21 protein-coding genes are annotated in these 25,581 nt (G+C 70.6%); 8 read left to right on the forward strand and 13 right to left on the reverse strand.

From position 1 onward, the window contains the following. Positions 1-44: 44 nt before the first annotated feature. Genes IPQ09_02020 through IPQ09_02030 form a run of 3 tightly spaced genes read right to left on the reverse strand, consistent with a single transcriptional unit; the run spans position 45 to position 2,633 of the window. A complete protein-coding gene (locus IPQ09_02020) occupies positions 45-809 on the reverse strand; it encodes a 16S rRNA (uracil(1498)-N(3))-methyltransferase (GenBank protein ID MBL0192998.1) in 765 nt (254 codons plus the stop codon). Further along, a complete protein-coding gene (locus IPQ09_02025) occupies positions 806-1,690 on the reverse strand; it encodes a 50S ribosomal protein L11 methyltransferase (GenBank protein ID MBL0192999.1) in 885 nt (294 codons plus the stop codon). The genes IPQ09_02020 and IPQ09_02025 overlap by 4 nt, the downstream gene beginning before the upstream one ends. 4 nt (positions 1,691-1,694) lie before the next feature. Further along, the gene (locus tag IPQ09_02030; GenBank protein MBL0193000.1) at positions 1,695-2,633 is read right to left on the reverse strand and encodes a hypothetical protein; all 939 of its coding nucleotides are present in this window, start codon (positions 2,631-2,633) and stop codon (positions 1,695-1,697) included. A 236-nt stretch (positions 2,634-2,869) separates the two neighbouring features. Between IPQ09_02030 and IPQ09_02035 the strand changes: the two genes are divergently transcribed. Beyond that, the gene (locus IPQ09_02035; GenBank protein MBL0193001.1) at positions 2,870-3,496 is read left to right on the forward strand and encodes a hypothetical protein; all 627 of its coding nucleotides are present in this window, start codon (positions 2,870-2,872) and stop codon (positions 3,494-3,496) included. A gap of 46 nt (positions 3,497-3,542) precedes the next feature. Here the strand turns inward: IPQ09_02035 and IPQ09_02040 are convergent, their stop codons facing one another. The 4 genes from IPQ09_02040 to IPQ09_02055 form a co-directional block, all read right to left on the reverse strand. Then, on the reverse strand, positions 3,543-5,441 hold the full coding sequence (locus IPQ09_02040; protein ID MBL0193002.1) for an ABC transporter ATP-binding protein: 1,899 nt from the start codon (positions 5,439-5,441) through the stop codon (positions 3,543-3,545). Between the two features lie 55 nt (positions 5,442-5,496). After that, positions 5,497-7,155: an ABC transporter permease gene (locus tag IPQ09_02045; protein MBL0193003.1), complete on the reverse strand. Its 1,659-nt coding sequence runs from the start codon at positions 7,153-7,155 to the stop codon at positions 5,497-5,499. Continuing rightward, entirely contained in the window at positions 7,156-8,901 is a 1,746-nt protein-coding gene (locus tag IPQ09_02050) for a lysine--tRNA ligase (GenBank protein MBL0193004.1), read from the reverse strand. Positions 8,902-9,073: 172 nt separating this feature from the next. Continuing rightward, positions 9,074-9,607, reverse strand: coding sequence for a CD225/dispanin family protein (locus IPQ09_02055; protein ID MBL0193005.1), 534 nt, complete (start codon positions 9,605-9,607; stop codon positions 9,074-9,076). A 230-nt stretch (positions 9,608-9,837) separates the two neighbouring features. On the opposite strand from IPQ09_02055, the gene IPQ09_02060 reads away from it, so the two are divergent. Next, positions 9,838-10,182, forward strand: coding sequence for a DUF2752 domain-containing protein (locus tag IPQ09_02060; protein ID MBL0193006.1), 345 nt, complete (start codon positions 9,838-9,840; stop codon positions 10,180-10,182). Positions 10,183-10,244: 62 nt separating this feature from the next. Here the strand turns inward: IPQ09_02060 and IPQ09_02065 are convergent, their stop codons facing one another. Together IPQ09_02065 and IPQ09_02070 are read right to left on the reverse strand one after the other, a co-directional pair. Next, positions 10,245-11,267: a hypothetical protein gene (locus IPQ09_02065; GenBank protein MBL0193007.1), complete on the reverse strand. Its 1,023-nt coding sequence runs from the start codon at positions 11,265-11,267 to the stop codon at positions 10,245-10,247. 52 nt (positions 11,268-11,319) lie between these two features. Next, on the reverse strand, positions 11,320-12,327 hold the full coding sequence (locus tag IPQ09_02070) for a cysteine synthase A (GenBank protein MBL0193008.1): 1,008 nt from the start codon (positions 12,325-12,327) through the stop codon (positions 11,320-11,322). 193 nt (positions 12,328-12,520) lie between these two features. On the opposite strand from IPQ09_02070, the gene IPQ09_02075 reads away from it, so the two are divergent. The 4 genes from IPQ09_02075 to IPQ09_02090 all read left to right on the forward strand — a co-directional run bounded on the left by IPQ09_02075 (position 12,521) and on the right by IPQ09_02090 (position 16,629). Continuing rightward, complete coding sequence (locus IPQ09_02075; GenBank protein ID MBL0193009.1) at positions 12,521-13,141, forward strand: fasciclin domain-containing protein; 621 nt, start codon at positions 12,521-12,523, stop codon at positions 13,139-13,141. Positions 13,142-13,383: 242 nt separating this feature from the next. Continuing rightward, positions 13,384-14,619 carry a DNA polymerase IV gene (gene dinB / locus IPQ09_02080; GenBank protein MBL0193010.1) on the forward strand — a complete coding sequence of 412 codons (1,236 nt, stop codon included), beginning with the start codon at positions 13,384-13,386 and terminating at the stop codon, positions 14,617-14,619. 60 nt (positions 14,620-14,679) lie between these two features. After that, on the forward strand, positions 14,680-15,453 hold the full coding sequence (locus IPQ09_02085) for a hypothetical protein (GenBank protein ID MBL0193011.1): 774 nt from the start codon (positions 14,680-14,682) through the stop codon (positions 15,451-15,453). 324 nt (positions 15,454-15,777) lie between these two features. Continuing rightward, on the forward strand, positions 15,778-16,629 hold the full coding sequence (locus IPQ09_02090; GenBank protein MBL0193012.1) for an MBL fold metallo-hydrolase: 852 nt from the start codon (positions 15,778-15,780) through the stop codon (positions 16,627-16,629). A gap of 68 nt (positions 16,630-16,697) precedes the next feature. Here IPQ09_02090 and IPQ09_02095 read toward each other — a convergent pair whose 3' ends face one another. Both IPQ09_02095 and IPQ09_02100 read right to left on the reverse strand, forming a co-directional pair. Beyond that, on the reverse strand, positions 16,698-18,083 hold the full coding sequence (locus tag IPQ09_02095) for an O-antigen ligase family protein (protein MBL0193013.1): 1,386 nt from the start codon (positions 18,081-18,083) through the stop codon (positions 16,698-16,700). Between the two features lie 8 nt (positions 18,084-18,091). Next, positions 18,092-19,141 carry a glycosyltransferase family 2 protein gene (locus IPQ09_02100; protein ID MBL0193014.1) on the reverse strand — a complete coding sequence of 350 codons (1,050 nt, stop codon included), beginning with the start codon at positions 19,139-19,141 and terminating at the stop codon, positions 18,092-18,094. A 68-nt stretch (positions 19,142-19,209) separates the two neighbouring features. On the opposite strand from IPQ09_02100, the gene IPQ09_02105 reads away from it, so the two are divergent. Continuing rightward, positions 19,210-19,788 (forward strand): polysaccharide biosynthesis/export family protein, encoded by a 579-nt coding sequence (locus IPQ09_02105; GenBank protein MBL0193015.1) that lies wholly within the window; start codon positions 19,210-19,212, stop codon positions 19,786-19,788. Between the two features lie 132 nt (positions 19,789-19,920). Then, on the forward strand, positions 19,921-21,288 hold the full coding sequence (locus IPQ09_02110) for a sugar transferase (protein MBL0193016.1): 1,368 nt from the start codon (positions 19,921-19,923) through the stop codon (positions 21,286-21,288). Here IPQ09_02110 and IPQ09_02115 read toward each other — a convergent pair. Together IPQ09_02115 and IPQ09_02120 are read right to left on the reverse strand one after the other, a co-directional pair. Further along, positions 21,285-23,390, reverse strand: a complete 2,106-nt coding sequence (locus IPQ09_02115) for a peptidase M4 family protein (GenBank protein ID MBL0193017.1) — start codon at positions 23,388-23,390, stop codon at positions 21,285-21,287. The two genes, IPQ09_02110 and IPQ09_02115, sit on opposite strands and share 4 nt — an antisense overlap. 227 nt (positions 23,391-23,617) lie before the next feature. Beyond that, on the reverse strand, positions 23,618-25,459 hold the full coding sequence (locus IPQ09_02120; protein ID MBL0193018.1) for a hypothetical protein: 1,842 nt from the start codon (positions 25,457-25,459) through the stop codon (positions 23,618-23,620). Between the last annotated feature and the right edge of the window lie 122 nt (positions 25,460-25,581).

The following is a 25,581-nucleotide window of genomic DNA, read 5'->3' on the forward strand; positions in this document are numbered from 1 at the left end:
CCGATTTCGCGTGGCGCCCGCCCCACGGCGGGCTCGACCGCGTCTCACCCGCCCGGCGGCGCGGCTTCGAAACCACGCGACGCGTCGAGCACGCGCACCGCGCCGAGCACGGCGGCGACGACAGTCTCGGTACGGAGCACGAAAGGACCAAGAGAAACACGAGCAAATCCAGCATGTTCCAGAAGTTCGAGCTCTCCGTCGCTGAGCCCGCCCTCAGGCCCGATGGCGAACGTCAGCGGGCTCGACAGGTACGCCTCGAGGCGCGCGCCGAGCGGCTCGGCCGCCAGCGGCGCGAGGGCGAAACGGCCGCCCGCAGGCGCGAGCTCCAGCGCAGCCGCGAGGGACATGGGCCCGGAGACCTCCGGCGCGTCACCCCGGCCGCACTGCCTCGCCGCCTCGTCGCCGATCTTTCGCAGTCGCGCCACCCGGTCGTCGCGGCGCCTCCCCTCGAGGCGCACGACCGAGCGCTCGGCCTCCACGAGCACGACCAACGTCGCGCCGAGCTCCGTCGCGTCGCGCACGATCGCGTCGACCTTGTCGCCCTTCGCGAGGCCCTGGAGCAGCACGAGCGGCCTCGGCGCGACCACGCGCGCCGGCCTGGGCTCGCCGACCACGAGCTCGAGCGAGTCGGGATCGCCGGCAGAGGGCGCGAGCTCCGCGGCGGCCTCGAGGCCTCTCGCGGCGTCGAACACCACGAGGCGGTCGCCCGGCCCGAGGCGGAGCACGCGGGTCACGTAGCGCCAGAGGTCGTGCGGGAGCGACAGGCGACCCGCCCGCAGGCCCGCGAGCGGCGCGCGACGCGGCCTCACGAGGGAGCGCGGAGCACGATCGCGACCCACTCGCCCCGCTTCGGAGCGGCGAGCAAGCGGAGCGGCGCGTACGCGCCGATCACGTCCGCCTCCTGCGGGAGGAGGATGCCCGAGAGCACGAGCAGCCCGCCGGGCCTCACCTTCGCGGCGAGCGCGGGCGCCATGGGGATGAGCACCCGGGCCTCGATGTTGGCCACGACCACGGGGAACGTACCCGGCACGTCGCCGAGGTCGTTCGCGCTCGCGGTGACGCGGTCGGCTAGGCCGTTGCGCGCGGCGTTCTCGGCGACGACGGGGAGCACGTCGGCGTCGTTGTCCGTGCATACTGCACGTTTGGCCCCGAGCTTCAGCGCGCAGAGCGCCAGGATGCCGCTGCCCGTGCCCACGTCGAGCACCTCGGCCCCGGCGAGCTCCGGGGCGTGCTCGGCCAGCGCGGAGCACACGAGCGACGTGGTCTCGTGCAGCCCGGTGCCGAACGCGCGGCCCGGCTCGAGCTCCACGACGTGCTCGCCCTCCTTCGGCTCGTAGGCCTCCCAGGGCGGCCGCACCACGAGGCCCGGAGCGACCGCGAACGGGCGAAAATGCTCCTTCCACGCGTCCCGCCACGCGTCGCCCACCACGTGCTCGAGCCGCGCGCCGAGCTCCGGCGCCAAACCGGCGAGCGCCTCCTGCGCCGCCTCCTCCGTGGAGAAGCTCGCGACCAGGGTGATCTTTCCGCCGGCGTCGGCCCGCTTCAGCGTGGTGTCGTCGCGCTCCTCGACTCCCTCGGCGCCGAGGTCGAACAGCTCGCTCGCGACGAGCTCGGCCGCATCGGGCTCCACCGTGACGTGCAGAAAGGGAAATTGCGGCGCGGCATCGGCGGCCTCGTTGACGGTGGACATGGGCCTACTCCAAAATGCTGACGCTGACCGTCCCCTGGCCAGGCGGCGCCGGCTGGGGCTGGGTGGGGGTGGTGCTGAAGACCCCGCCGAGGGCCAGGCTCCCAAGCACGATGGCCGCGGCGCCGACGACCGCGCCGCCGATCGCGACGGGGAGCACCCACCGCGAGCCCTTGGGCTCCGGCACGGCGACCCGGAGCGGCGCGCTGGAGTCCCCACGGCTGACCACGGCGAGGCCGCCCTTGTCGAGCCCCTGGAGGTAGTACTCCACCAGCGGCGGCTTGACCGCGGACGGGGGGATGGCGGCGCGCACCCCGCGGGCCGTGTCGATGGCGGCGGGCGCCCGCTCGAACGGGCCGCGCGTGCCGCTGCGGAAGAAGAGCTCGACGCGTTCCACGCGGTGGCCGGCGTCGTCGAGGTGCGCGACGATCTCGATCTGCGTGGACCGCTCAGCCTGCGACGGCGACGTGTGGCGCATGCCCACCGGCGGCGGAGGCGGCGCCTCGGCCACGATGAGGCCCGGCCGACCGTCCTGCTCCCAGCGCGCCTTGGTGGCGGCGAAGAAGTCGCGAAAGCGCGGCGACTCGGCGGGAGGCAGCGCGTACTCCGGCTCGGCCGCGAGCAGCCCACGGACGGCGCTCTCCGACTCTTCCTTGCGGTTGAGCGTGATGTAGTTCAGCGCGAGGAGCCGGTAGATCTCGATCTTCTGCGCCTTCGTGTTGTTCGGCCGGAGGAGGGCCGCGGAGAGGATCTGGATCGACTCCTCGTACTGCTGGTCCTCGAAGAGCTGCTGCCCCCGCGCCACGAGGTCGGCGCGTGGCGCGGGCGCCGGCGCGGCGGTCGCGCCGCGCGACTGGGCGAGGGCGCGGCAGGGCGTGGCGAGCGTGGGCGCGAGGAGCGTGAGCGCCAGGAACGTCGCTGCGGGGCGCGTGAGGGTGCGGGACACGCGCGGAGGGTAGGGGATCTCCCCGCGGGGGTCGAGGCCGTTGCGCGCGACGCCACACTCCGCGCGCCGGGCCCATGGTCCTCGGGCTCGCGGCGCGTCGCGACGTCGAGGCGACGCCCCGCACGAAATAGAGTGGACGCGCGCGACGCGAGGAATAGTCTCCTTCGGGGGGCAGCGCAGGGCAGCGCAGGGCAGCGCTGGGCCGGACGCTGTTGCAGCCTACCGAGGGAGGTCGCGTGAGCAAGGCAACCGTAACGAGGTCGGCGGCGTGGGTGGGGGTCCTGGGGTTCGCGCTCTGCTTTGCCCAGCCAGCGACCGCGTCCGTGACGAAGTCGCTCGACGTCCGGGAGGGCTTCTATTTTCAAGCGGGCTCCCAGTCGTCCGTTGGCTGTCTGCGCGCGCTCAAGCTCGACACGACCGAGCTGGAGGCCGACATCGACACCGCGCTCCCCACCAGCGGCGCTCAGGTCAAATGCGTCGCCGTCCTGACCGACTTCGAATGGAGCGCTGCGCCCGCCGATCCGATGGCCATCGGCGGCCGCGTGTCCGTGAAGAACAAGCAAGCCCTCACGACCCTGCTCGCGGCCCGCAAGCCGCACGAGGTCGTGATGCAGTTCGCGATCTACGAGTACGATCCCATGGGGAAGAAGTACTTCCTCGCGGTGGGCTCGAGCGGCACCGACCTCCACGCGGTCCTCGACCCGCAGGGCGCGACGGTGGACCCGACCCCGGCCATCGACGTCTCGGCTCCGCAGAACCACGCCGTCACGTTCTCGTTCAAGCCGAAGGCGACGCCGCAGACCGTGACCATAGGCGCGGCGGTGGGCCGCACGGTCGCCAAGCCGTGGCGGCTCGGCAAGTAGGCGTTCAAGCCGTCCACCACCGACGTACGCGGGAGCTGCGGGCGCCTTACTGGTAACCCTTCGCCTGGAGCGCGAAGAGACGCGCGTAGGTGCCTCGTTTGGCGACGAGCGCGTCGTGGGAGCCCTCCTCGGTCACGCGGCCCCCCTCGAGCACGAGGATGCGGTCGGCCATCCGCACGGTCGGGAACCTGTGTGAAATCACCAGGGTCGTGCGGCCCTCGGCGAGCTCGTGGAAGCGCTCGAACACCGTGTGCTCGCTCTCGGCGTCGAGCGCCGCGGTGGGCTCGTCGAGCACCAAGATGTCCGCGTCGTCGCGCATGAACGCGCGCGCGAGCGCGATCTTCTGCCACTGGCCGCCGGAGAGCTCGACCCCCCCGCGAAACCAGTGGCCGAGCGGCGCCTCGAGGCCACCCTCCAGCGACGTGATCAGACCGCCCGCGCCGCCGAGCTGCGCGGCGTTTCGCACGTGAGGCTCCTCGTGCATTCGCGGGACGCTGCCCACGCCGACGTTCTCGCGGAGCGAGAGCTGGTACTGGTTGAAGTCTTGGAACACCACGCCGAAGCGGGCCAGCAGCGCGCGCCGCTCGGCCGCCGCGCCCGGCCCGTCGCCTGCGAGGACGTCTCGGCCGTCGACCGTCACGCGGCCCTCCGTGGGCGAGTAGAGGCCGGTCATGAGCTTCACGAAGGTGGTCTTCCCTGCCCCGTTGTGCCCCACCAGAGCGACCCGCTCGCCCGCGGCGAGCGTGAGGTCGATCCCGCGCAGCGCCCACTCGTCCCGGCCGGGGTACTTGAAACCCACGCCCTCGAAACGCACGACGGCGCCCCGGCGCTCGTCGGCGGAGCGAGACCGCGGCGCGACCGGGAGCGCGACCGCGCCCGTCGCCCCACGCGCCCCCTCCTCGCCCGCAGCGCGCGACCCCGCGACCTCCGCACCGCCGAGGAACGAGAAGAGGTTCGACATGTACAGGTTGTGCTCGTAGATCGAGCCGAGCGACGACAGCGCCGCCTGGAACGCCGCTTGACCCTGTCGGAAGGCGAGCACGTAGAGAGTCATCGTGCCGAGGGTGAGCGTGCCCCGCGCGGCCAGCAGCGCCACGGTCGCGTAGGTGCCGTAGAGGGCCAAGGTCGCGAGCAGCGACAGGCCGGTCGTCGCCGACGACTTCTTCACCGCGAGCCGCGCGTCCTCGGCGTAGAACGCCTCCGCGAGGGTCTTGTAGCGGGCGAGGAAGAGCTCGGCGAGGTCGAAGAGGCGCACCTCCTTCGCGTGCTCGTCGCTGGCGAGCGCATGCTCGAGGTAGAGGAGCTTGCGCGACTCGGGCGAGCGCCAGTTTCGCAGCTTGAACTGCTCCTTCGAGTACTTCACCTCGGCGAGGGTCGCCGGCACGGTGGAGAGCAAGAGCAGGGCCGCGACCCAGGCGCCGTACCCCACGAGCAGCGCGATGTAGCCGCCCAGCGTAAGTGTATTCTGCACGAGAGTGAACGCGTCGGACACCAACGCGAGGGGCCTCGACGACGCCTCGCGCCGCGCCCGGGTCATGCGATCGTAGAGCTCGGAGTCCTCGAACTCGGCGAGCTCGAGCCGCGAGGCCTTCTCGAGGATCGCGGTGTTCACATCGACGCCTAGCCGCGCCCCGAGCACCTGCCGCACGAGGCCCGCGCCCCGGCTCGCGAGCGCCATGGCCACGACGAAGCCGAGCTCGACCAGCACCCAGCGGAGCGCGAGGGCCTCGCGCCGCGCGACGACCGCGTCGACGAGCTGCTTGCCGACCCAAGCCACCCCGAGCGGGAGCGCGCTCCCCGCGAGCACGAGGGCGAGGTAGCCCCGCGCGAGGCGTGGGGAGCTCCGGTGCACGAGCGTGGCGGTGCGCCAGGCGTAGCGCGCGCTCTCGGCGAGGCGCGCGCGGAGCGGCGCGGGCGCCGGCGGCGCGGCGGGGAGCCGCGGCAGGCGTTTACCTCCGGTAGCGGACTGGGTGCCAGCGGCGTGCGGCGAGCGCGCCACGCTATTCGAAGCGCAGACCGTCGACCGGACGGATGCTCGCCGCGGCGAGCGCCGGGTAGATGGTCGCGAGCGTGCAGATCACGATGGCGCTGGCTGCCACCAGCGCGAAGTCGGCCGGGTTCACGGCGATGGGGAGTCGATCAATGTAGTATACATCTGGATCGAGCCGCACGCCGAACCACTTGAGGCCGATGCAGCTCGCCGCCCCAGAGCTCACGCCGAACACGGTGCCGAGCGTCCCGATGACGACGCCCTCCATGATGAACGTGCGCAGGATGGCCCCGTCGCTGGCGCCGAGGGCCTTCAAGATGGCGATGTCCTTGGTCTTCTCGGTGACGAGCAGGAGCAGCGTGCAGATGATGCAGAAGCTCGCCACGACGGTGATCATCGTGAGGATGAGGAAGACCGCGATCTTCTCGACCTTGAGCGCCGAGAAGAGGTTCTTGTTGATGCCGCGCCAGTCGCGCACGCGGAGCTCGGGCCGCGCGACCACCTTGTCGAACGCCGCGAAGTCGAAGTCGGCGAGCTCGGGCTCGTCGACCTTCACGTCGATCGCCGACACCTTCCCGCGCATGCCGAAGTAGTCCTGGGCAGAGCCCAGCGTGGTGTACACGTGGCTCGCGTCGTACTCGTACATTCCGCTGAAGAACACCGCCGCTACCCGGAAGCGCTTGGTCTTCGGCATCACCCCCATCGGCCCGAGGTCGCCGAGGGGTGAGATGAGCGTGACCTCGTCGCCCACGTAGACGTGGAGTGTCTTCGCGAGCTCACGGCCGACCACGATCCCGGGGCGGACGGGCGGCGGCGGGAGCTTCTCGCGGGTGATGGGGTCGAGATCGAAGCCGAGCAGCTCCGGCCCCTTGGTGTAGGGCTCGCCCCCCGGCCCGCGCCCGATGATCTCGTTCTCGTCGAGGTGGAGGAGCGCCTCCGGCTTGTCGAGGTACTCGAGCTTGCCGAGCTCGATGTTCGCCGGCAGGTCGATGACCTGGCCAATGGTCTTCGTGTCCACGCCTCGAACGACGACGCCGGCGAGGTTCGAGTTCGACGTGATCATCACCTCGCCGTACAGCACGGGCGAAGCGCCCACGACGTGGGGCGCCTTTCGGATCCGCTCGAGGAGCGCGTCGCCGTCGGCGAAGGGCACGAGCGACTCCTGGTCGACGACGATGTGGGCGTTGTTGCCCAAGATCTTGCGCTTCAGGTCGGCCGAGAAGCCCCCCATCACGCTGCTCGCGTCGCACAGAGCGCACGAGCTGATGCTGACCCCCGCGATGGACAGCACGCTGATGACCGAGAGGAAGCCCGACTTCTGCGAGCGCACGTGGCGCACCGCGACGAAGAGGCTGAACGCGCGCTTCTCGAACAAGTCGAAGAGCACCGGCACGAGGATCGCGAGGCCGGTCCACAAAAACACGAGGCCGCTCGCGAGCGCCCCCGCGCGCACCGCCGCGTCCTTCAGCGACCACGCCGACCCGCGCAGCACCGGCAGCTGGGTGGTCCAGTAGGTGAGGCGCACGAAGCCAATCCCCGCCGCCGCCCCCAGCAGGGCCACCACGAAGCGCCCGCGGTGGCCCGCCCGCAGCTCCGCGACGCCTCGCCACACGATGAGGAGCGAGGCGACCGCGACGAACACGAGCAGGCCGACGAGCCAGGGCGTCACTCAGCCCTCCTTGCGCAACAGGGGGAAGAACACCACGTCGCGGATCGACGCCGAGGAGGTCAGCATCATCACCAGGCGGTCGATGCCCATGCCGAAGCCCGCGGCGGGCGGCATGCCGTGCTCGAGCGCCCGCACGTAGTCGGCGTCGTAGTCCATGGTCTCCTCGGCGCCCTTCTGCTTCTTGCTGACCTGCTCCAAGAAGCGGGCTGCCTGGTCCTCCGGATCGTTCAGCTCGCTGAAGGCGTTGCACAGCTCGCGCCCGTGGACGAAGAGCTCGAAGCGGTCGACGAGCTCGGGGCGAGCGTCGTTCTTGCGCGCGAGCGGCGAGGTCTCGAAGGGGTAGTCTTTCACGAACACGGGCAGGCTCTTGGCGCCGTCGCTCGAGCGGTAGTCCTCCGGCAGAAACGGCTCGCAGAGGTACTCGTAGCAACAGAAGAGGCGCTCTCCGTCATTGTCGCACTTGTCGAAGCCCTTCCGGAAGTTGCCCCAGTCGATCTTCTTGGCGCGTGGCGAGCTCTTCGACCAGGCCTTCATGTGGTCCACGAAGCCCGGCGCGAGGAGCGCCACGAGCCCGCCACCGCTGGCCTCGCCGGCGACGGCGTCGCGCCACTCGGGGATCTCCGCGGCGAGCGCGCCGCGCCTGACGGCGTCGGCCATGGGCACGCGCGCGAAGGGTTCGTCGAACGTGAAGGGGCGCGCGGCCTTCCACGCGGCCTGCGCGTCGGGCATGGCCTCGGCGAGGGCTGCGTCAGCGCCGCGGAGGAGCACACAGGTGAGGTCCATCAGGTCTTCGTACGTCGCGTACGCCTGGTAGAACTCGAGCATGGTGAACTCGGGGTTGTGCCGCGTCGACACTCCCTCGTTGCGGTAGCAGCGACCGATCTCGTAGACCCGGTCGAAACCGCCCACGAGCAGCCGCTTCAGGTAGAGCTCGGGCGCGATCCGCATGAAGAGCGGCATGTCGAGCGTGTTGTGGTGCGTGAGGAAGGGCTTGGCCGCCGCGCCGCCGATGAGCGTGTGCATGGTCGGCGTCTCGACCTCGAGGTACCCGGCGTCGTCCAGGAGGCGACGCACCGCTCGCACGATGAGGCTGCGGGCCCTGAACACCTCCGCCACGGCCGGGTTGGCGACGAGGTCGACGTAGCGCTGCCGGTAGCGGGTCTCCACGTCGGAGAGCCCGTGCCATTTCTCGGGGAGGGGCCGGTACGCCTTCGTGAGCAGCCGCAGCCGGGCGGGCTCGAGCGAGAGCTCGCCGCGCTTCGACGCGGTGAGCGTGCCCTCGGCCTCGATGAAGTCGCCGAGATCGAGGTCGTCCAGTTTCGTGTACTCTGCACCCAGTTGAGCCTGATCGCACAACAGCTGGAGCTCGCCCGAGCCGTCGCGGAGTCGCACGAAGGAGAGCCCACCGGTCGAGCGCAGCGCGAGCACCCGCCCGCGCACGTGGAACCGCGCGTCTGCGGCGAGGGCACGCACGGCCTCCTCTGCGTACTTCCCCCCGTCGCCGCGGGCCGGCGCGAGGCGCGCGCGCAGCGCGCCGAGGGCGAGCGTGCTGCCGCCTAGGCGAGGCGCCGAGTCGTTCGCGAACGGGTTCTCTCCGCGCTCGCGGAGGCGCGCGGCGGTCTGCTTGCGACCGTCGATGATGGCCTGCTCGGACGAGCCCGTGGCAGACGTCGCCGACGTGGCGGGAGCAGCGGGGGCAGCGGGCGCAGCGGGAGCGGCGGGAGGAGCGGGAGGAGGCGCGGACATGGGCAGCCGAGACTCATAGTCGCCTGCGGTCGCGCGGTCGAGTGGCGTCCGCCGACCGAGCCCGCCAAGGCCGGACGTGGCGCCCACAAAACGGCGCCGCGCGCCGCCCTGAGGACGACGCGCGGACCGAGGTCACGCCGGAGAGGCCGACGCGGCGAGATCCTGCCCGGCCTCAGCCGTGGGCCGCGACCTGCATGATGATGTTGATGATGGTCGACACGAGGCCAAGACCGATGGCGATCATGCCGAGGATCTTGACGATGCCGAACTTCGCCTGAGCGCCAGCGCTGTCGCCCTGGTCCGCGAGTCCCTTGCCCTGGAAGAAGAGGACGAGGCACGCGATGCCGAGCGGCCAGCAGCAGAGGCACGAGGCGATGGAGAGGACGAGCGGCATCGTCGTGTCGACGCTTCCGCCACCGCCCATCTGGGGGGGGCCGCCGAAGCCACCGCCCGGAGGGCCGCCGAAGCCCGGGGGGCCGCCGGCCGGAGGACCGCCGTACCCACCGCCCGGAGGGCCGCCGAACCCGGGAGGGGGCGCGCCGTAGCCGCCGCCGCCGGGAGGAGCGCCACCGGGAGGGGGACCACCAAAGCCGGGAGGCCCGCCACCAGGAGGAGGACCGCCGTACCCGCCGCCGCCAGGGGGAGCCCCGCCGGGAGGGGGACCGCCGTAACCTCCACCGCCCGGAGGACCATAACCACCCGCCATATTCACGATTTCGTTTGATTGCATTGGCTGCACTCCTCCTCTGGCAGCTAAGTCGCCGACCTCAGGGACCTCAGGTTCGCACAAACCTCCGCGACGCGAAGAGAGAAATGCACATCGGCGCCCTTCCGCTCGACGATTCCGTCTGCTTGACTTCTCGCATCGTGCCGCTAGCGCTCCCTCGCTTCCCGTTCCTGCCGCGCGCGCTCCTCCTGGGTGCGGGGCTCGCAGGCATGGGTCTGCTCGTGCTCTTCGGCTTCGCGCGCTGCCCCGTCGCGCAGTGGCTCCACGTGCCGTGCCCCGGCTGCGGGATGACCCGATCGGTGGAGGCCCTCGCCCACTTCGACCTCGCGGGCGTGCTCCGCTACAACCCGCTGGGGCCGGTGCACGTGGCGCTCTCTGCGTGGATCATCGCGCGCTCGATGTACGTGCTCGCGCGCGACGGCAACCTCGGGGCCTTGGCCCACAAGAACGAGGCGACGCACATGATGTACGCGTTCTTCGCCCTCCAGGTGATTCAGCTCGTGCTGTGGGGGCTCCGCTGGTTCGGTCTCTTCGGCGGCCCCTGCCCGGTGTGACCCACGCGCCTTGCGTGTATTCTACACACGACCCGTGAGGCACCCGTGTCGAAGCGGAGCGATCAGTCGCGCTGGAGCTTCTTCATCTCTTCGATGTCGAGCGCGTCGCCGAAGTACACGAAGACGTTGTCGATGAACCCGGGGAACGAGACCTTCTTCGCGCCGTCGCGCGTGGCGGTCGCCGCCGCGTTGCCGACGGTGAAGCGGGTCTGCGCGCGTGAGAACGAGCGGCCCGGGTAGTCGACGCACTCCATGAGCGTGACCTCGGTCGCCTCGGTGCCGCGGTAGAAGCACATCTCGAGGTCCGCCGTGGGTTCATACGTCATGGCGACGAACGTCCACTCGTCCTCCAGGAGGTAGTTCCGGAGGCTGCCCTTCTTGCCCGGCAGGGCTTGGCCAACGGACGCCATCAGGCTCGTCTCGGAGCCCTTGTTGAACCCAAACTCGAACATGGGCATGCCCCCTACCGGGCCCATCGAGACGATGCGCAGGTTGTCGCGCTCCGCTCCGGTCTCCGAAGAGCGGCGCACCCAAGCGGCCACGGTGAGGCGCTCGACGGGGACACCCGCCGGCACGGCGTCGGTCGCGTCGTCGATGTCGATCGCGTTGGCCGAGGGCCCGCCCATGCGCGCACGCCAGAAGTTGGGCTGCGGTCCAAACGCGCCACCCGGCGTGTTCGCGAAGTCGCTGGAGGCCCCGCGGTACACCGCGCGCTGCGTGAACGTTCCCTCGTTGCGCGTGCACGTCGGCGAGTTGAACGCGAACTGGCACAAGAAATTCAACTCGAAGCGAAGCACGATGCGGGGCGGCACGTTCGTGGGCGGCGGACGCGCGTCGCCCGAGGCGTCGGCGCCCGCGTCGAGGAGGCTCAGCGCGTCCACCTCGGCGTCGCCAGGGCCGCCGTCGGGCGGGTCGACCGGCGTAGGATCCGTGGGGGTGCCGGTAGGGCGCGCGGTCACGGTTCCCGTGGCGCTCGCGAGCGGACCGGCGTCCCCCCCGGCGGTGGCGCCGAGATCGCCGAAGCTCAGGCCGCAACCCAGTCCGGCGATGGCGAGAAGACCCCAGGCGAGCGTCCGTGTTTTCACCCGGCGACTGTAGCCGAGGGTCGCGGCTCGGGCGAGCGCCAAACGGTCACGCTCAGGCGACGAACGAGAGATCCTCGGCCTCGGTGGACAGGCCCCGCTCGGCGAGCCACGCGGGGTTCAAGAGACGCTGCTGGTACCGCGCGGCCCCGTCGCAGAGCAGCGTGACGATCGTCTTGCCCGGCCCGAGCCGGCGGGCCAGCTTCACGGCGCCGACGCAGTTCAGCGCTGCCGAGCCGCCGACGAAGAGGGCGTCGCGTCGCGCGACGAAGTGAAGCATCTTTACCATTTCGGCGTCGGTGCCACGGAGGGCGCCTCGGAGGCGGGCGCGGGCGAAGTTCGCGGTGATGCGACGGATGCCGATGCCCTCGATGATCGACGAGCCGACCGCGTCGAGCGTGCCCTCGTTCACGTGCGCGTAGAGCGAGCTGCCCTCGCAGTCGATGAGCCAGCTCTGGGCGTCTGGCGCCCGCTCGGCCAGCTTGGCGCTGACCCCCGCGAGACTGCCTCCCGTGCCCGCCGAGGCGACGAAGCCGTCGATCCTGCCGTCGGTGTCTCGGAGCAGCTCCTCGGCCGTCGTGCCGTAGTGCGCGTCGAAGTTCGAGGTGCTCTCGAACTGGTCGGCAAAGCACCCTCCCCGCTCCTCGGCCCGGCGACGGGCCACGTGGTAGTAGTTGTCTGGGCTCGCGAACGGCGCGGGCGGCACGAGCTCGAGCTCGGCGCCGAGCGCCCGCAGCGTGTCGATCTTCTCCTGCGACTGGTTGTTCGGGAGCACGATGAGGAGCGGGTGGCCGAGGGTGCGCGCCACGAGCGAGAGCCCGATGCCCGTGTTGCCGGCGGTGCCCTCGACGATCAGCTGCCCTGGGCGGAGGCGCCCGCCCTCCCGCGCGCCGCGCACGAGCCCGAGCGCCGTGCGGTCCTTGATGCTGCCACCTGGGTTCAAGAACTCGGCTTTTCCCAGAATTTCGCAGCCGGTCTCGCGGGAAAGGCTGGGGATCCGCACCAGCGGAGTGTCTCCAATGAGCCCCAAGAGGCCCTCCCGCAGCTTCGCTCCAAGGTTCATCCGCCCACCCTAGCGCAAAAGTTGCGCCAGGCCGCCTGCACGAGAGCGCGAAATGTGTCTCGTCTTCGGGGCCAAAACGGTCTACAGAGGGCGCGCCATCTCCGAGGAACTTTCGCCCGGGCGCCTCTGCAGTACGCGCTCTGCCCCGCGCATCGGAATGGCGCCCAAAAGTATCAGGAGGAGCATACGTCCCATGAAGAAGCTCGGTCTCGCCTCGCTTGTCATCGTCTCGGCCGCCATCGCGTTCGTCGCTTGCGGCGATCCCCCGCCGCCGGTCGTCCCCCCCACCCCGTCGGCTGAGCCGCCGCCGCCGCCCCCGCCGCCGCCCCCGCCGCCCGTCAGCGCGTCGGCCTCCGCGTCGGCCGCCCCGGTCGAGCCCCCGAAGCCCGCCGTCCCCGAGAAGAAGAACATCGTCGACTCGGCCGTCGAGGCCGGCAACTTCAAGATCCTCGCGGGCCTCCTCGGCGACGCGGGCCTCGTCGACACCCTGAAGGGCGCTGGCCCCTTCACCGTGCTCGCCCCCACGGACGAGGCCTTCGGCAAGCTCAAGGCGAAGGACCTCGAGGCCCTCAAGAAGGACAAGAAGAAGCTCGAGGCCGTCCTCAAGTTCCACGTCATCGGCGCGAAGGCCATGGCGGAGGACGTGAAGAAGATGAAGGACGCCGCGACCCTCAACGGCAAGAAGGTCACCATCAAGGTCGAGAAGGACGGCAGCGTGATGGTCGGCAAGGCCAAGGTCACCAAGGCCGACATCGACTGCTCCAACGGCGTCATCCACGTGATCGACACCGTCCTCATGCCGCCCGCGAAGTGACGCGAGCGACCTGACCCGGCCTTCGGGCCCCTGACGACGCCGGCGCCTCGCGCGCCGGCGTTGTACTATTTTGTCGGCCTCGCGATGGCCTTGTCAGCGCGCGACGGACGATCGATCCTTCGAGGCGTGTACGACCGAGCGCAGGCGACTACGCGGCGAGCGCGCGCGACCCGCGACCACGCGTCGCGGCGTGGTCGCGGCGGCCGCGTCCGAGCGTGAGGCGCGAGATCCTCCACATCGACATGGACGCGTTCTTCGCGTCCGTCGAGGAGCTCGACGACCCGAGCCTCCGCGGCAGGCCCGTGCTCGTCGGCGGCCCTGCGCGGCGCGGCGTGGTCGCGGCGGCCTCGTACGCCGCACGCGCGAAGGGCGCGCGCTCCGCGATGCCCATGAGCGAGGCGCTGCGACGCTGCCCGGACGCCATCGTCGTGCCGCCACGTCGCGCGCGCTACGCCGAGGTCAGCGGCCAGATGTTCGAGATCTTCGGCCGGTACACGCCGCTCATCGAGGGGCTCTCGCTCGACGAGGCGTTCCTCGACGTGACCGCGAGCCGCGCGCTCTTCGGCGACGGGGCCACGATCGCCGCGGCCATCCGCGGCGCCATCCGCGCCGAGCTCGGCCTCACCGCCTCGGCGGGCGTCGCCGAGTGCAAGTTCGTCGCGAAGATCGCGAGCGACCTCGACAAGCCCGATGGGCTCGTCGTCGCGCCACGCGGCGCCGCGGTGGCCGAGTTTCTCGCGCCGCTCCCCGTCGAGCGCATGTGGGGCGTGGGTCCAAAGAGCGCCCCGCGACTGCGCGCTCTCGGGCTCCGCACGCTGGGCGATCTCGCACGCGCGGCCCCGAGCACGCTCGCGCTCGCCCTCGGCACGGCGCCCGCGCACGCCGCCCGCGTGAGCCGCCTCGCACGGGGCGAGGACGACCGCGCCGTGGTGCCGCACGGCGAGGCGCGATCGGTGGGGTCCGAGTCCACCTACGACCAAGACCTCGTCGGCCGCGCGGCGCTGTCGCGCGCGATCCTCCAGCACGCGGAGATCGTGGGGCGGCGGCTCACGGCGACTGGCCTGTCCGCGCGGGTCGTCACGGTGAAGCTGAAGCTCGCGGACTTCACTCTGCTCACGCGACAGCGCTCCCTCCCCACGCCGGTGAGCGACACGCAGTCGCTGCACGAGGTCGGCGCCGCGCTGCTCGAGCGCTTCAATGTGGACGCCGCCCACATTCGCCTCGTTGGGCTCTCGGCGTCCCACTTCGACGACCACGGGGGCACGCGGCCGCTGTTTCCCGAGCTCCTCGAGCCGGAGCGCGCGCGGCGCGAGCGCATCGAGGCGCTCGTCGGCGCCGTCAACGAGCGCCACGCGGGCGCTGTGACGCGCGCGTCGCTGCTCGAGGCGCCGTCGCGCGGCGACGCCGCGGGCAAGGGCGTCGAGCTCGTGCGGGAAGAGCTCGCGCGCCTCGTCGCCACGAAGCGGCGCCAGCCCTGAGAGAGATCCGCGGGGAGACGAGGGTGGTCGGAGGGACGACACTTCTGTATGGTCCGCGCCATGATGCCCCGCGCCTCGTCGCCGCCGGACGCCCGCACGCGCGCACGCGCCGCGCTCGCGCTGGCGCTCGCCGGGCTCGCCATGACGCTCGCCGCCTGCAAGCCGCAGGAGGGCAAGGCCTGCCGCACGGAGGCGCGCGAGACCTGCACGGGCAAGACCGAGGCGCTCGTCTGCCACGACGGCAAGTGGGAGCGTATGGCGTGCGGCGGCCCCGCGGGCTGCCAGAAGGTGGGCAGCAACGCCCAGTGCGACCAGTCGATCGCCTCCGAGAACGACGCGTGCAACCTGCCCGACGACGTGGTGTGTGCGCCCGACGGGCACGCGATGCTCGAGTGCAAGCGCCACAGGTGGGTGCGCACGGCGAGCTGCCTCGGCGCCGGCGGCTGCGCGCTCTCCGGCAAGAAGGTCAAGTGCGACAACAGCGTGGCCTCGGTGGGCGAGGCCTGCTCGAACGCCAAGGACTACGCCTGCTCCTCGGACCACAAGGTCGAGCTCGTGTGCAAGGACGGCAAGTTCGCCGTCTCCTCCACCTGCCGCGGCCCGAAGGGCTGCGCCGTGGTCGAGGGCGGCCCGGGCGACACGCAGGGCCGACGCATCCTGTGCGACGACACGCGCGCGCAGCTGAACGACCCGTGCAACAAGGCGCAGAGCTACACCTGCGACATGGACGCCAAGGCCATCTACGTCTGTCACTCGGGCCACTACGTGCTCGACGAGGCGTGCAAGGGGCGCCTCAACTGCCGCGTCCTCGGCGCGAAGGTCGGCTGCTTCTAGTCCCCTGGAAGCGTGATCCCTTCCAGAAGTCGCGCGGCTCGGCCTCTCGCCACAAGGGAGCGAGGGGGTGTCCCGTTTTCGGCGGCGGTGGGAGGATACTCATGTTCGAGGGTCGGCGTTCTCGCGCGGTCACACCCGAAAGCACTGTCCCCTGAGCGCAAAGCGCCGTCTCCACCGCGCGGAACGACGTCCGAGTTGAGGACGGGCCCGCCGCCGCCGAAAACGGGGCACCCCATCGCTCCTCGGCATGACACCGAAGACCCGACTTCTGATACGAACCACGACTCCAGGGGACTAGAGCGCCGCCGAGGGTAGACTCGCCCCATGAAGCTCACGGCCATCGAAGGGAACCACCAACGCCTCGACGGCGGGGCGATGTTCGGCAACTGCCCGAAGGGCATGTGGGAGCGCTGGGCACCGCCGGACGACAAAAACCGGATCGATCTCGCGTGCCGCGGCCTGCTCGTCACCGAGCCCTCGGGCCGCCACGTGCTCCTCGAGACCGGCATCGGCACGTTCTTTCCGCCCAAGCTGCGCGAGCGTTACGGCGTCGAGGGCACCGAGCACGTGCTCCTCGCCTCGCTCGCCGCGGTGGGGCTCCGGCCCGACGACATCGACGTCATCGTCCTCTCGCACCTGCACTTCGACCACGCCGGCGGCGCGCTCGCGCCCTTCGAAGAGGGGTTGCCGCATCGCCTGGCGTTTCCGCGCGCCGCGTACGTCGTGTCCGAGGGTGCGTGGGGGCGCGCGAAGCGACCGCACGCGCGCGACAAGGCCTCGTACATCCCCGAGCTCACCGCCCTGCTCGAGGAGACCGGTCGGCTCGAGGTCGTGAGCGGGAGCTCCTCGTCGACGCTAGGTGCAAACTACACGTTTACGTACTCCGAGGGGCACACGCCCGGGCTCATGCTCACGCGGGTCGCGGGCGGCGCGCGGCCGATCACGTTCTTGGGCGATCTCGTCCCTGGCGCGGCGTGGGTGCACCTCCCCATCACCATGGGCTACGACCGCTACCCCGAGCTGCTCATCGACGAGAAGGAGCGCGAGCTCGGGCGCATCCTCGCCGAGGGCGGCCTCGCGTTCTACACGCACGATCCGGCCTTCGCCGCGAGCGGACTCTCGCGCGACGAGCGGGGCAAGTTCTCCGCGGTGGACCTGCGCGCGACGCTCGACTGACGGCCTCGACGGCGTGCCATGGCCACGTGGCCCGAGCGACGCCGTGCGCGCAACGGCGCAACGGGCCGCTACGGCTGCCCCTTCACGCGCGTGTAGATGAAGATGACGAAGATGGTCGCCGTGGCAGCGACCGACACCCACGTCCAGTCCTTCTGGGTCATCTTCACCTCCCAGTGCGGCGCCGTACGCTTCACCGCGCCGTAGTAGGCGCCGCAGAACCCGTAGTAGACGAACATCATCGGGTGGTAGGTGAACGACAAGAAGAAGATGCCCACCAGGATGCCCGCGAACGACGTGATGAGCGCCACCGAGAACGGGTAGAGGCGCGGATCCATGCCCCACGGCGGGCGGAACGCGACCTCCCACGGGATCTTCACGCTCGACCACACGAGGGCGAACCAGAGGATGATGCCGGGGAGCCCGAGCTCGGCCGCCGAGAGCAGGTACGAGTTGTGGGCCGTGATGAAGTAGTTCTCGATGAACTGGTTGTGACCTAGCCCGAAGATGGGGCTCTGCTTGAAGAAGTCGGCGCCGTCGTAGAGCGCGCCGAGGCGCTCGAGCGACGAGGCCTCGGCGTCCTCGCCCGAGCGACCACCGAGCAGGAGCACGGGCGAGCCGCAGACGCCCGCGACGACGAGCCCCTTGAGCCCGTATTTTCGCAGAAAGTACACGCCGAAGATCGCGAGCAGCACGAGGATGCCGCCGCGTGAGCCCGTGAGTATGACGCAGTAGAAGACGACCCCCAGCGACACGGCGATCAGGAGGTTCTTGGTCTTGCTCTGCATCACGCTGTAGAGCGCGAACATGAACGTGAGCCCGGCGCCGATGAACACCGAGAGCTCGTTCGGATCGGAGAGCGTGCCTCGCCAGCGCGCGCGGCCGTTCGCGACGCTGAACGTGCCGAACAGGCCGGGGCGCTCGCACTCGTAGTCGTCCTTCGGGTCGCGGTCCTCGCGGCACTGGTAGCTGTCGAGGCAGTCGCGGCCGTCGGGCTCGCCCTTCGACTTGTCGTGGGCCTCCGAGCGATCCTCGCCCTCGGAGATCTTGATGCACTGAAACTCGCTCCGCCCCTGGTAGATGCCCGCGCCGCCGAGCGCGAGCGACACGAAGAGCATGGCGGTGCCGAGCCCCTTGTAGCGCTCGTAGGTGCGGGCCGAGTAGCAGATGATCGTGAAGTAAATGACCGGGAAGAAGAGCGTGACGGTCATTCCCGCGATCGGCTCGGGGCCGACCTTCACGACCGTGCAGATGACGTTCCACGCGACGTACGCCAGCATGACGGGCCACTGGGGCGAGCCGAGCTTCAGCTTGTTCGTGGCCAGATCGATGCCGATGCCGACCACGCCGAGGCCGATGGCGATGTAGAGCAGCTTGAACGGCTCGAGCGCCGGAACGCACTCCTGCGGGCGCACGAACAGGACGATGATGAGGAGCGCGGCTCCGACGACGGACAAGGTTCAGCTCACGGAGTGGAGGGCTCGGGGGTGAGGCCGAGCGAGGGATCGAGGGGCGCGAGGCGCTCGGGCTCGGCCGGCCAGTCCGGCGAGAGCTTGTACTTCACGAGCCCGACGCCGAAGCCTACCCCGTGTGAGACGTGCACCACGGGAAACATCGCCCACACGAGCGGCACGCCCAGCGGACCGAGCGCGCGCCCGACCCGCACGGCCTCGGCGCCGGTGGCGAGCGCGTACGCCGCGAACGCGAGCGGCGTGAAAGGTTGCAGCGGCGAGGTGAGCAACATGGCCGCGCCCGACAGGGTGACGAGGAACGGGATCGCGGGCCGGATCGACAAGAATTTGCCGCGCTTGAGCAGGGTGCGGGCGCGGCCCTGGCCGTACTTGTAGTACTGCTTGGCGAGGGCCTGGAAGCTACCGCGCGGGAAGTAGTGCACGACGATGTCCTTCGAGAGGTACACCTTCCCGCCACCCTCGATGATGCGCTGGTTCAGCTCCGCGTCCTCGTTGGTGACGGCCTTCGGATCGTACATGCCCATCTTCTCGAACACGCGTCGGCGGAACGCGCCGAGGAAGACGGTGTCGACGAAGCCCTCGCTCTCGGGCGAGCGGTACTTCGCGCCGCCGACCCCGAGCGGGCTGTCCAGCGCGGCGCAGAGCGCGCGCTGAAAGAGGCTCTTGGCCCGGGCCCGCTGCGCGCCACCCACGTTGTCGGCGCCGCTCTCGCCGAGGACCCGCACGCACTGCGAGACGTAGTCCTGGGCGTACTCGCAGTGGACGTCCATGCGCACGAGGATCTCGCCGCGCGCGACGGCCAGGACCCCGTTGATCCCGGCGGACTGGATGCGCGCGGGGTTGTCGATCACGCGGATGCGCGCGTCCTCGGCGGCGAGGCGCGCGAGGATCTCGCGCGTCGCGTCCATGCTCATGCCGTCGGCGACCACGAGCTCCAGGCGATCTCTCGGGTAATCCTGCGAAAGTACAGTCCTAATGCAGGACTCGATGTACGCCTCCTCGTTGAGGCAGGGCATGGCGATGGTCACGAAGGGCTGCAACATTCCGTTTCCTTCCAACGACGAGCTTTGCCGCTTCCCGGAGGCGGCCGGAAGTATGATACGAGGAAACCATGCGTCTCGTCTCACTTGCCATTCTCGTGGGCGCTCTCGCGCTCGGGGGGTGCAGCAGCACCCGTACCTACAACTGGGCAGCGGAGCGCGCCGCCGGCTACAAAATTGGACCTGGGGACGTGGTCCGCATCAGCGTGTGGAAGCACGACGAGATGAGCCAGCAGGTCACCGTCCGGCCGGACGGCGCGATCTCTCTCCCGCTCATCGGCGACATCATGGCCGAGGGAAAAAACGTCGACGAGGTCGCGGCCGACATCGGCAAGCGCGTCACCAAGTACTTCGCCGATCAGCCGCCGATCACCGTGCAGGTCGCGGAGGTGCGCTCGTACAAGATCTACGTCGTGGGCGAGGTTCAGCGCGGCGGTGAGTTCACGCCGAACCACCAGGTCACGGTGGTGCAGGGCCTCGCGCTCGCTGGCGGCTTCACGCGCCTCGCCGCGCCCGACGAGATCGTCATCGTCCGCCGCGACGCGCGGGGCGAGCGCCGCATCCCGTTCAGCTACGGCGCGGTCGTGAAAGACAACCAGCTGCAGCAGAACCTCATGTTGCAGACCGGCGACACGGTCATCGTCCCGTAGCGACGCGCGGTGGCCGGCTCGCGAGCCCGGGCCTCGCTTCGGCTTCCGCCACTCGCCGCCGCTCGCACGACGGCGCCGGGCGCCCTCCCCGCCTTGGCCACGTAAGCCCGCAAGCCCCGGAGCCCGCGCCCGATGTTCGACCTCTTCCGCTCACCCAGGCGTGTCCTCGTCTTCCTCTTCGAGCTCGTGCTCGTGGGCCTGCTCGTGGTCGCGGCGGGCGTGATTCGGCTCGGCGTCCACGACGGCCTCAGCTACGGCAACGTCGTCAAGCGCGCCATCGTGTTCGCGATCATCCTGCAGGGCGTCCTCTACTACGCCGGGTTCTTCGATCCGCAGTTCGTGCGCCAGCCGCAGCAGGCGTTCTCCAAGGTGTTGAAGGCGCTCGCGCTCTCGACGCTCGTGAACGTGCTCGTCTACTACTTCCTGCCGCGCTTCGAGATCGGCCGCGGCATTTACCTCTCGTCGGTCGCCCTCGTGGCGGTGGTGCTCCCCGGGTGGCGCATCGTCTACGACTCGCTCACCGACAGCGCGGGCTTCCGGCGCAAGACCCTCATCGTCGGTGTGGGCGGCCTCGCCAAAGAGATCGCCATGCTCATCCGCGACAACCCGAGCACGGGCCTCGAGCTCGTGGGCATGCTCGGCCGCGATCGCGCCGCGATCGACGAGGAGCAGGCGGTCATCGGCACCTACGGCGAGCTCGCCGAGGTGGTGACTCGCGAAGGCGTGGACCTCGTGCTCGTCGCCTACCCGGCGCGCCGCGGCACGCTGCCGGTCGAGCAGCTCCTCGAGATCAAGTTCCGTGGCATCGAGGTCGAAGAGGGCGTCGACTTCTACGAGTCCATGACCGGCAAGATCTACGTGCGGGAGCTCAAGCCGAGCCAGCTCATCTTCGCCGAGGGCTTCACCGCGCGCGTCACTACGCGTCGGCTCAAGCGCATCCTCGACCTCGTCTGCGCGGTCCTCGGCCTCATCCTCGCCGCGCCCATCATGGCGCTCACGACCATCCTGATCCGCCTGGAGTCGAAAGGTCCGATCTTTTACAAGCAGGTGCGCGCGGGCGAGTTCGGGAAGCTCTTCACGATCATCAAGTTTCGCAGCATGCGCACCGACGCCGAGAAGCACGGCGCGCAGTTCGCCAAGCAGAACGACGATCGCATCACCCGCGTGGGCGCCTTCATCCGCAAGACACGCATCGACGAGCTGCCGCAGCTCTGGAATGTGCTGAAGGGCGAAATGAGCATGGTGGGCCCGCGCCCGGAGCGCCCCGTGTTCATCGAGCAGCTCGAGCAGCAGGTGCCGTACTTCAAGCAGCGCCTCTACGTGAAGCCCGGCGTGACCGGCCACGCGCAGGTGCGGTGTGAGTACGGAGCCTCGGCCGAGGACATGCTCCAGAAGCTCGAGTACGACCTCTATTACATCAAGTCGTATTCGGTGCTCTTCGACCTCTCGGTGATGCTCGACACGGTGAAGGTCGTGCTCTTCCGTATCGGCGCGCGCTAGCGGGGGCTTAGCACGCGCGCGGTCGCGTCGCCTTCGACGCGTGCACACTGCATGGGTGTGCTGTCTCTGTGCTTCGAGGGAGCCCCTGCCCGAAGTCGGCGGCGGCGGCGCGCGAGGACGGCGGCGGCGCCGAGCCCGAGCCCCACGAGCGCCCCGGGGGAGCTGCCCGTGGGAGCGCCCGTGGCGGCGCACCCGCCGCCGTCTTGAACGACGAGGGTCTGCGGCGCCGGCCGGGAGGCCCCTGGCCCACCGTCGGCGGTGGGCGCGCCCCCGTCGCTGACCGCGCCCGCGCCGCCATCGCCGCTGGGCTCGGGCGTGCCCGCGTCGGGGACCGTGGGTGTTCCCTTCGCGGCCTCGTCGCACACGCCGGGAAGCACGCCGACCGCGATCCACGCGCACTCCACCACCGCCACCTCGGCCGCGCTGAACTTGAGCGCTACGGCCGCGGTCTTCGAGGCGGTGGCCGCCGCCTTGAAGTCGGACGTCGACATCAGGTACTTCGTCTCGACCTCGTACCAGAGCTTCTCGGCCTTCTCCCAGCCGAGCCTCCCGCCAACCACCACCTTCGAATACGGGTTGGTGCCGCCCATCGTCATGAGGAACGCGGCGTTGTTCGGGATACCGGAGTTGATGTGCACGCCGCCGTTGTCTTGCTGCGTGTTGACGAACTCCTTCATGTGCGAGGGCTGCCCCTTCGCCCTGGGGTTCGCGAGATCGCGAATGGGGCCGGACGCCCCGATGGTCTCCCCGGTGAGCCAGTTGTTCCGGTCGTCGGCCTTGTAGGTGTGCTCGATGAACGAGGAGAAGATGTCGGAGATGGCCTCGTTCAGCGCGCCCGGCTGCCCTTGATAGACGAGCTTCGAGGTGCTGGTGGTGATGCCGTGGGTGAACTCGTGCGCCACCACGTCGAGCCCGGCGGACAGCGGCTTGAAGCGCGTGGCGCCGTCGCCGTAGGCCATCTGGGTGCCGTCCCAGAAGGCGTTCTCGTAGTTGTTGCCGAAGTGCGCGGTCGAGATCATGGGCGCGTTGCGCCCGTCGATGCCGGAGCGGTTGAACTTGGTCTTGTAATAGTCGTAGACGAACCCGGCGAAGAAGTGCGCGTCGACCGCGGCGCCCTTGCCGCGCGCGACCGTGGTGTCCCACGTGTTGACGGCGGTCGAGCCGACGATCGTGCCGGGCAGCGACTGCGTCGTGGCGGCCGTGTGGGTGCGGATCTCGGCGGGGCGGGTCTTGTCGACCATCGTGAACGACCCGCCGTTCTCCGTGACCTCGAAGGTCTTCATGTCGCCGAGCACGCCGGGGCTCGTGGCCTTCACGGTCTCGAGATCGTCGAACGCCTCGAGCACCGCGCCGGTGATCGCGTCGAGGGTGACGTCGAGGACGGCCGCCGTGGTCGCGCTCATGGCCCGCGCGACGTGGTGCCACGCGAGCCGGGCGGGCGCTCCAGGCGTCGCAAAGACGACCAGCTCGGGACCGGCCGCGGCCGGCCGGACATCCGCCCGCGTCACATCAGGGACACGGGCGAGCAGCTCCGCCTCGACCCGCACGGCCGCCGCCTGCGCAGTGACGACGGGCACCGTGGACGCGAGCCGCACCCCGCGGACCACGTGGGCGTCGAGCGCGACGAGCGCGCCATCGTCGTCGAAGTGCGCGAGGACCTCGCCGCCGCGGACGGGCACGCCGCCCTCCACCTGCTGGAGCCGCACGTGCGCGCCGCTCGCGCTCACCTCTTCGCTCACCACGCGCAGCGCCCGGGGCACGTCCGACGGCTCGCCGATCGCGAGCAGCTCGCCGTGCTCGGCGAGGAACGAGACCGCCTGACGACCTGGCGTGCCGCCGCTGAGCGCGGCGCGGGGCACGCGCCCCTCGAGGTGGCGCACGTTGCCGAGCTCGGTGGACACCTCGACCTTGAACGGGCCCCCGTGCGCCCCCTCGAGGGCCTGCGCGTGCTCCTGCTCGAGGCTCGCGGCCGCGCTCACGAGATCGTCGGCGCCGGCGCTGCAGCCAGCGACCGCGGCCGACGCACCCACGGCGAGCGTGAGCAGGACGCCGCGCAGGAGGCGGTGCGGGGCGAGGGGGCCGGTTCGTCGAAGGCGCAGCATCGCTTCAGCGAAGCAACATGCGAGCCACGAGGCAAGCCGGCCGAGACCCCGGGCGAGCGCGGACGCGCACGCGCGGAGGCCATGTTGTGGCGGTTTTTCGCCGGTGCGCGCTTCGGTGGAAGCGTGCGGCGATGTAGGCCGACGGCCTTTCGTATGGATCGAACTCGATCCATGTCTGGCCCGCTCCCGCCTCACCCGAAGCTCGCGCGAGAGCTCGGTCGTCGAGGTCAGCCCGTGGGGCGCGGCGGCGAGAACACCGAGAGCGGCGGCGGCTCGGTGACGTCGGTGGTGAAGAACCCCGAGAGGCCGAAGAACACCTGATGCCGGAGCAGATCGGGCGCCGCCAGCGTGCCGGAGAAATTGACGTAGCGGTTCGAGTACCCCCCGAGCGCCCCGAGCCAGTTGGTGAGCCTGTAGCGCACGAGGGCGGTGACGCCCGCGAACGTGAGGAACGCCTCGCCGTCGTTGTTCGGGCGGAGCACGGCGCGGCTCACCGTGCCGGTCATGAGCACCGCCACGTTCCGCAGGGTGGCGTGAGAGGGGAACGGGACGCCGCCGATCAAGCCGTCGATCGAGGTGGTGCGCCCGTAGCCGATGCGGGGGTTCGCGGCTCCGAACACGTAGCCCGCGCTGAGCTGCGCCTCGAAGGTAGGCTTCTGGTAGAGCACCTCGCCGCCGGCTTGTGGGCTCACGATGAGCGAGCGATCGTCGGGGTCGAGCGCGTTGGGATCGACCGGGGTGCCGGGCACCGGCGCCGGCGTGGGCACCGAGATCGGCGGGGGCGTGCCGACCGCGACCCCGCCGCGCCCCGTGACAGAGAGCGCCTCGCTCGCGAAGTACGTGGCGCCCGCGTTCACGCGGCCGACGTGCACCGAGAAGTCGCCGCGACGGACGGGGACGTTGCGCGTGAAGTCGAGGAAGAAGTTGTTGTAGAGCCCCTCGTATTCGACGTCGCCGAACACGCGCGCGCTCTGGCCCACGTCCTTCAGCACCGTGCCGGAGGTGTTGAGCTGCACGTAGTCGAGGCCGCGGTGGAAGAGGCGGCTGCCGTCGGACAGCAGGCTCGGCTCGTCGCGTAGGGTGGTGCTCGCGGTGGCGCCGACGACGTGCACGTACCGGGTGGTGGGGCTTATCTCCTGGAGGAGCTGGAAGGTGAGGTTCGACAGCGTGAACGTGCGCTGGACGTTCGCGGGGTCGACCTGGAACAGCGCGCCGTCTTGCTGGCGCGACGAGTTCAGGGTCTGCACGCTGGAGAACGCCCGGATGGCGAGGCGCGTGCTCCGTCCGAGGCTGAAGCCGCCGCCGTAGAGCCCAAGGACGCTGCCGTCTTGAGGGAGCGCGGGCCCATTGTCGAGCTTGTAGTACTGCTGCCCGAGCACCTGGAGGCTGAGCTGCTGCGGCTCCTCGCCCTTGCCCCAGAACTCGAGCTCCACGCGCCCCTCGACGGCGTTGTACGCCGCCGGGTGCGGCGTGACCGGGCCGTTCTCGACGTCTTGGGTCTGGATGACGTTGCTGTTGTAGCCCGCGACGAGCGACGCGAACGTGGTGATCTCGGTGGGGCGGTGCTGGACCGGGCGGCCCTCCGGATCGAGCAGGCGCGCGCCTCGCGCCCCGCGGGACGCGGAGCGCTGCTGGGCCCTCAGCACCTGGGCGGCGGCCTCGCGGCGCTCTTCCTCGGCTTGGGCCGCGGCGCGCGGGTCGAACTGCTCGTCGCGCGTGGTGCGCGGATCGATAGGGAGGAGCCCGGTGCCCTCTGCGAGGGTCGTGCTGCTCGTGCGCGGATCTTTCGGATCGGCGAGGGTCGCTGGCGTGACTGGCGCGCCGCCCACCCCGCCGGGCGCGGGCGCCTTCGGGGGAGGCGATCCGGCGCCGGGCTCCGCGGGCCCTTTCGCCGCGGGCTCCGTGGCCTTCGGCGCGGGCGGCGCGGGCTCGGGCGCTGCGGGCCTCGGCGCTGGCTGAGCAGGTGGCGCGGGCGGGGCGGGCTCAGCGGGCTTCGTCGTGGGCGCGCGGGGTGGGCGAGCCGGCGGCTTGGCCGGCTGGGCGAGCTGCGCGAGAAGAAGAAGCCACATGGTGTTCGGGAGGCGGCGACACCCTGTGCCCCCGACTTTTCCCGATGTTGCCCCACCTTGGAGCGGACACCAACCGAAAACCCGTGGAGGGGGGAATTTGGCGGTCGCCGATCGGCGCCGAG

This window comes from Myxococcales bacterium (assembly GCA_016720545.1).
Taxonomy (GTDB): Bacteria; Myxococcota_A; Polyangia; order Polyangiales; family Polyangiaceae; genus JAAFHV01.

What these genes read in the sequence shown, in the direction of transcription:
- IPQ09_02075 (MBL0193009.1), top strand. Translation starts at nt 12,521, where the DNA reads ATGAAGAAGCTCGGTCTCGCCTCGCTTGTCATCGTCTCGGCCGCCATC.
- IPQ09_02090 (MBL0193012.1), top strand. Translation starts at nt 15,778, where the DNA reads ATGAAGCTCACGGCCATCGAAGGGAACCACCAACGCCTCGACGGCGGG.
- IPQ09_02115 (MBL0193017.1), bottom strand. Translation starts at nt 23,390, where the DNA reads ATGCTGCGCCTTCGACGAACCGGCCCCCTCGCCCCGCACCGCCTCCTG.
- IPQ09_02085 (MBL0193011.1), top strand. Translation starts at nt 14,680, where the DNA reads ATGATGCCCCGCGCCTCGTCGCCGCCGGACGCCCGCACGCGCGCACGC.
- dinB (MBL0193010.1), top strand. Translation starts at nt 13,384, where the DNA reads ATGGACGCGTTCTTCGCGTCCGTCGAGGAGCTCGACGACCCGAGCCTC.
- IPQ09_02100 (MBL0193014.1), bottom strand. Translation starts at nt 19,141, where the DNA reads ATGTTGCAGCCCTTCGTGACCATCGCCATGCCCTGCCTCAACGAGGAG.
- IPQ09_02060 (MBL0193006.1), top strand. Translation starts at nt 9,838, where the DNA reads ATGGGTCTGCTCGTGCTCTTCGGCTTCGCGCGCTGCCCCGTCGCGCAG.
- IPQ09_02050 (MBL0193004.1), bottom strand. Translation starts at nt 8,901, where the DNA reads ATGTCCGCGCCTCCTCCCGCTCCTCCCGCCGCTCCCGCTGCGCCCGCT.
- IPQ09_02105 (MBL0193015.1), top strand. Translation starts at nt 19,210, where the DNA reads ATGCGTCTCGTCTCACTTGCCATTCTCGTGGGCGCTCTCGCGCTCGGG.
- IPQ09_02025 (MBL0192999.1), bottom strand. Translation starts at nt 1,690, where the DNA reads ATGTCCACCGTCAACGAGGCCGCCGATGCCGCGCCGCAATTTCCCTTT.
- IPQ09_02110 (MBL0193016.1), top strand. Translation starts at nt 19,921, where the DNA reads ATGTTCGACCTCTTCCGCTCACCCAGGCGTGTCCTCGTCTTCCTCTTC.
- IPQ09_02070 (MBL0193008.1), bottom strand. Translation starts at nt 12,327, where the DNA reads ATGAACCTTGGAGCGAAGCTGCGGGAGGGCCTCTTGGGGCTCATTGGA.
- IPQ09_02055 (MBL0193005.1), bottom strand. Translation starts at nt 9,607, where the DNA reads ATGGCGGGTGGTTATGGTCCTCCGGGCGGTGGAGGTTACGGCGGTCCC.
- IPQ09_02120 (MBL0193018.1), bottom strand. Translation starts at nt 25,459, where the DNA reads ATGTGGCTTCTTCTTCTCGCGCAGCTCGCCCAGCCGGCCAAGCCGCCG.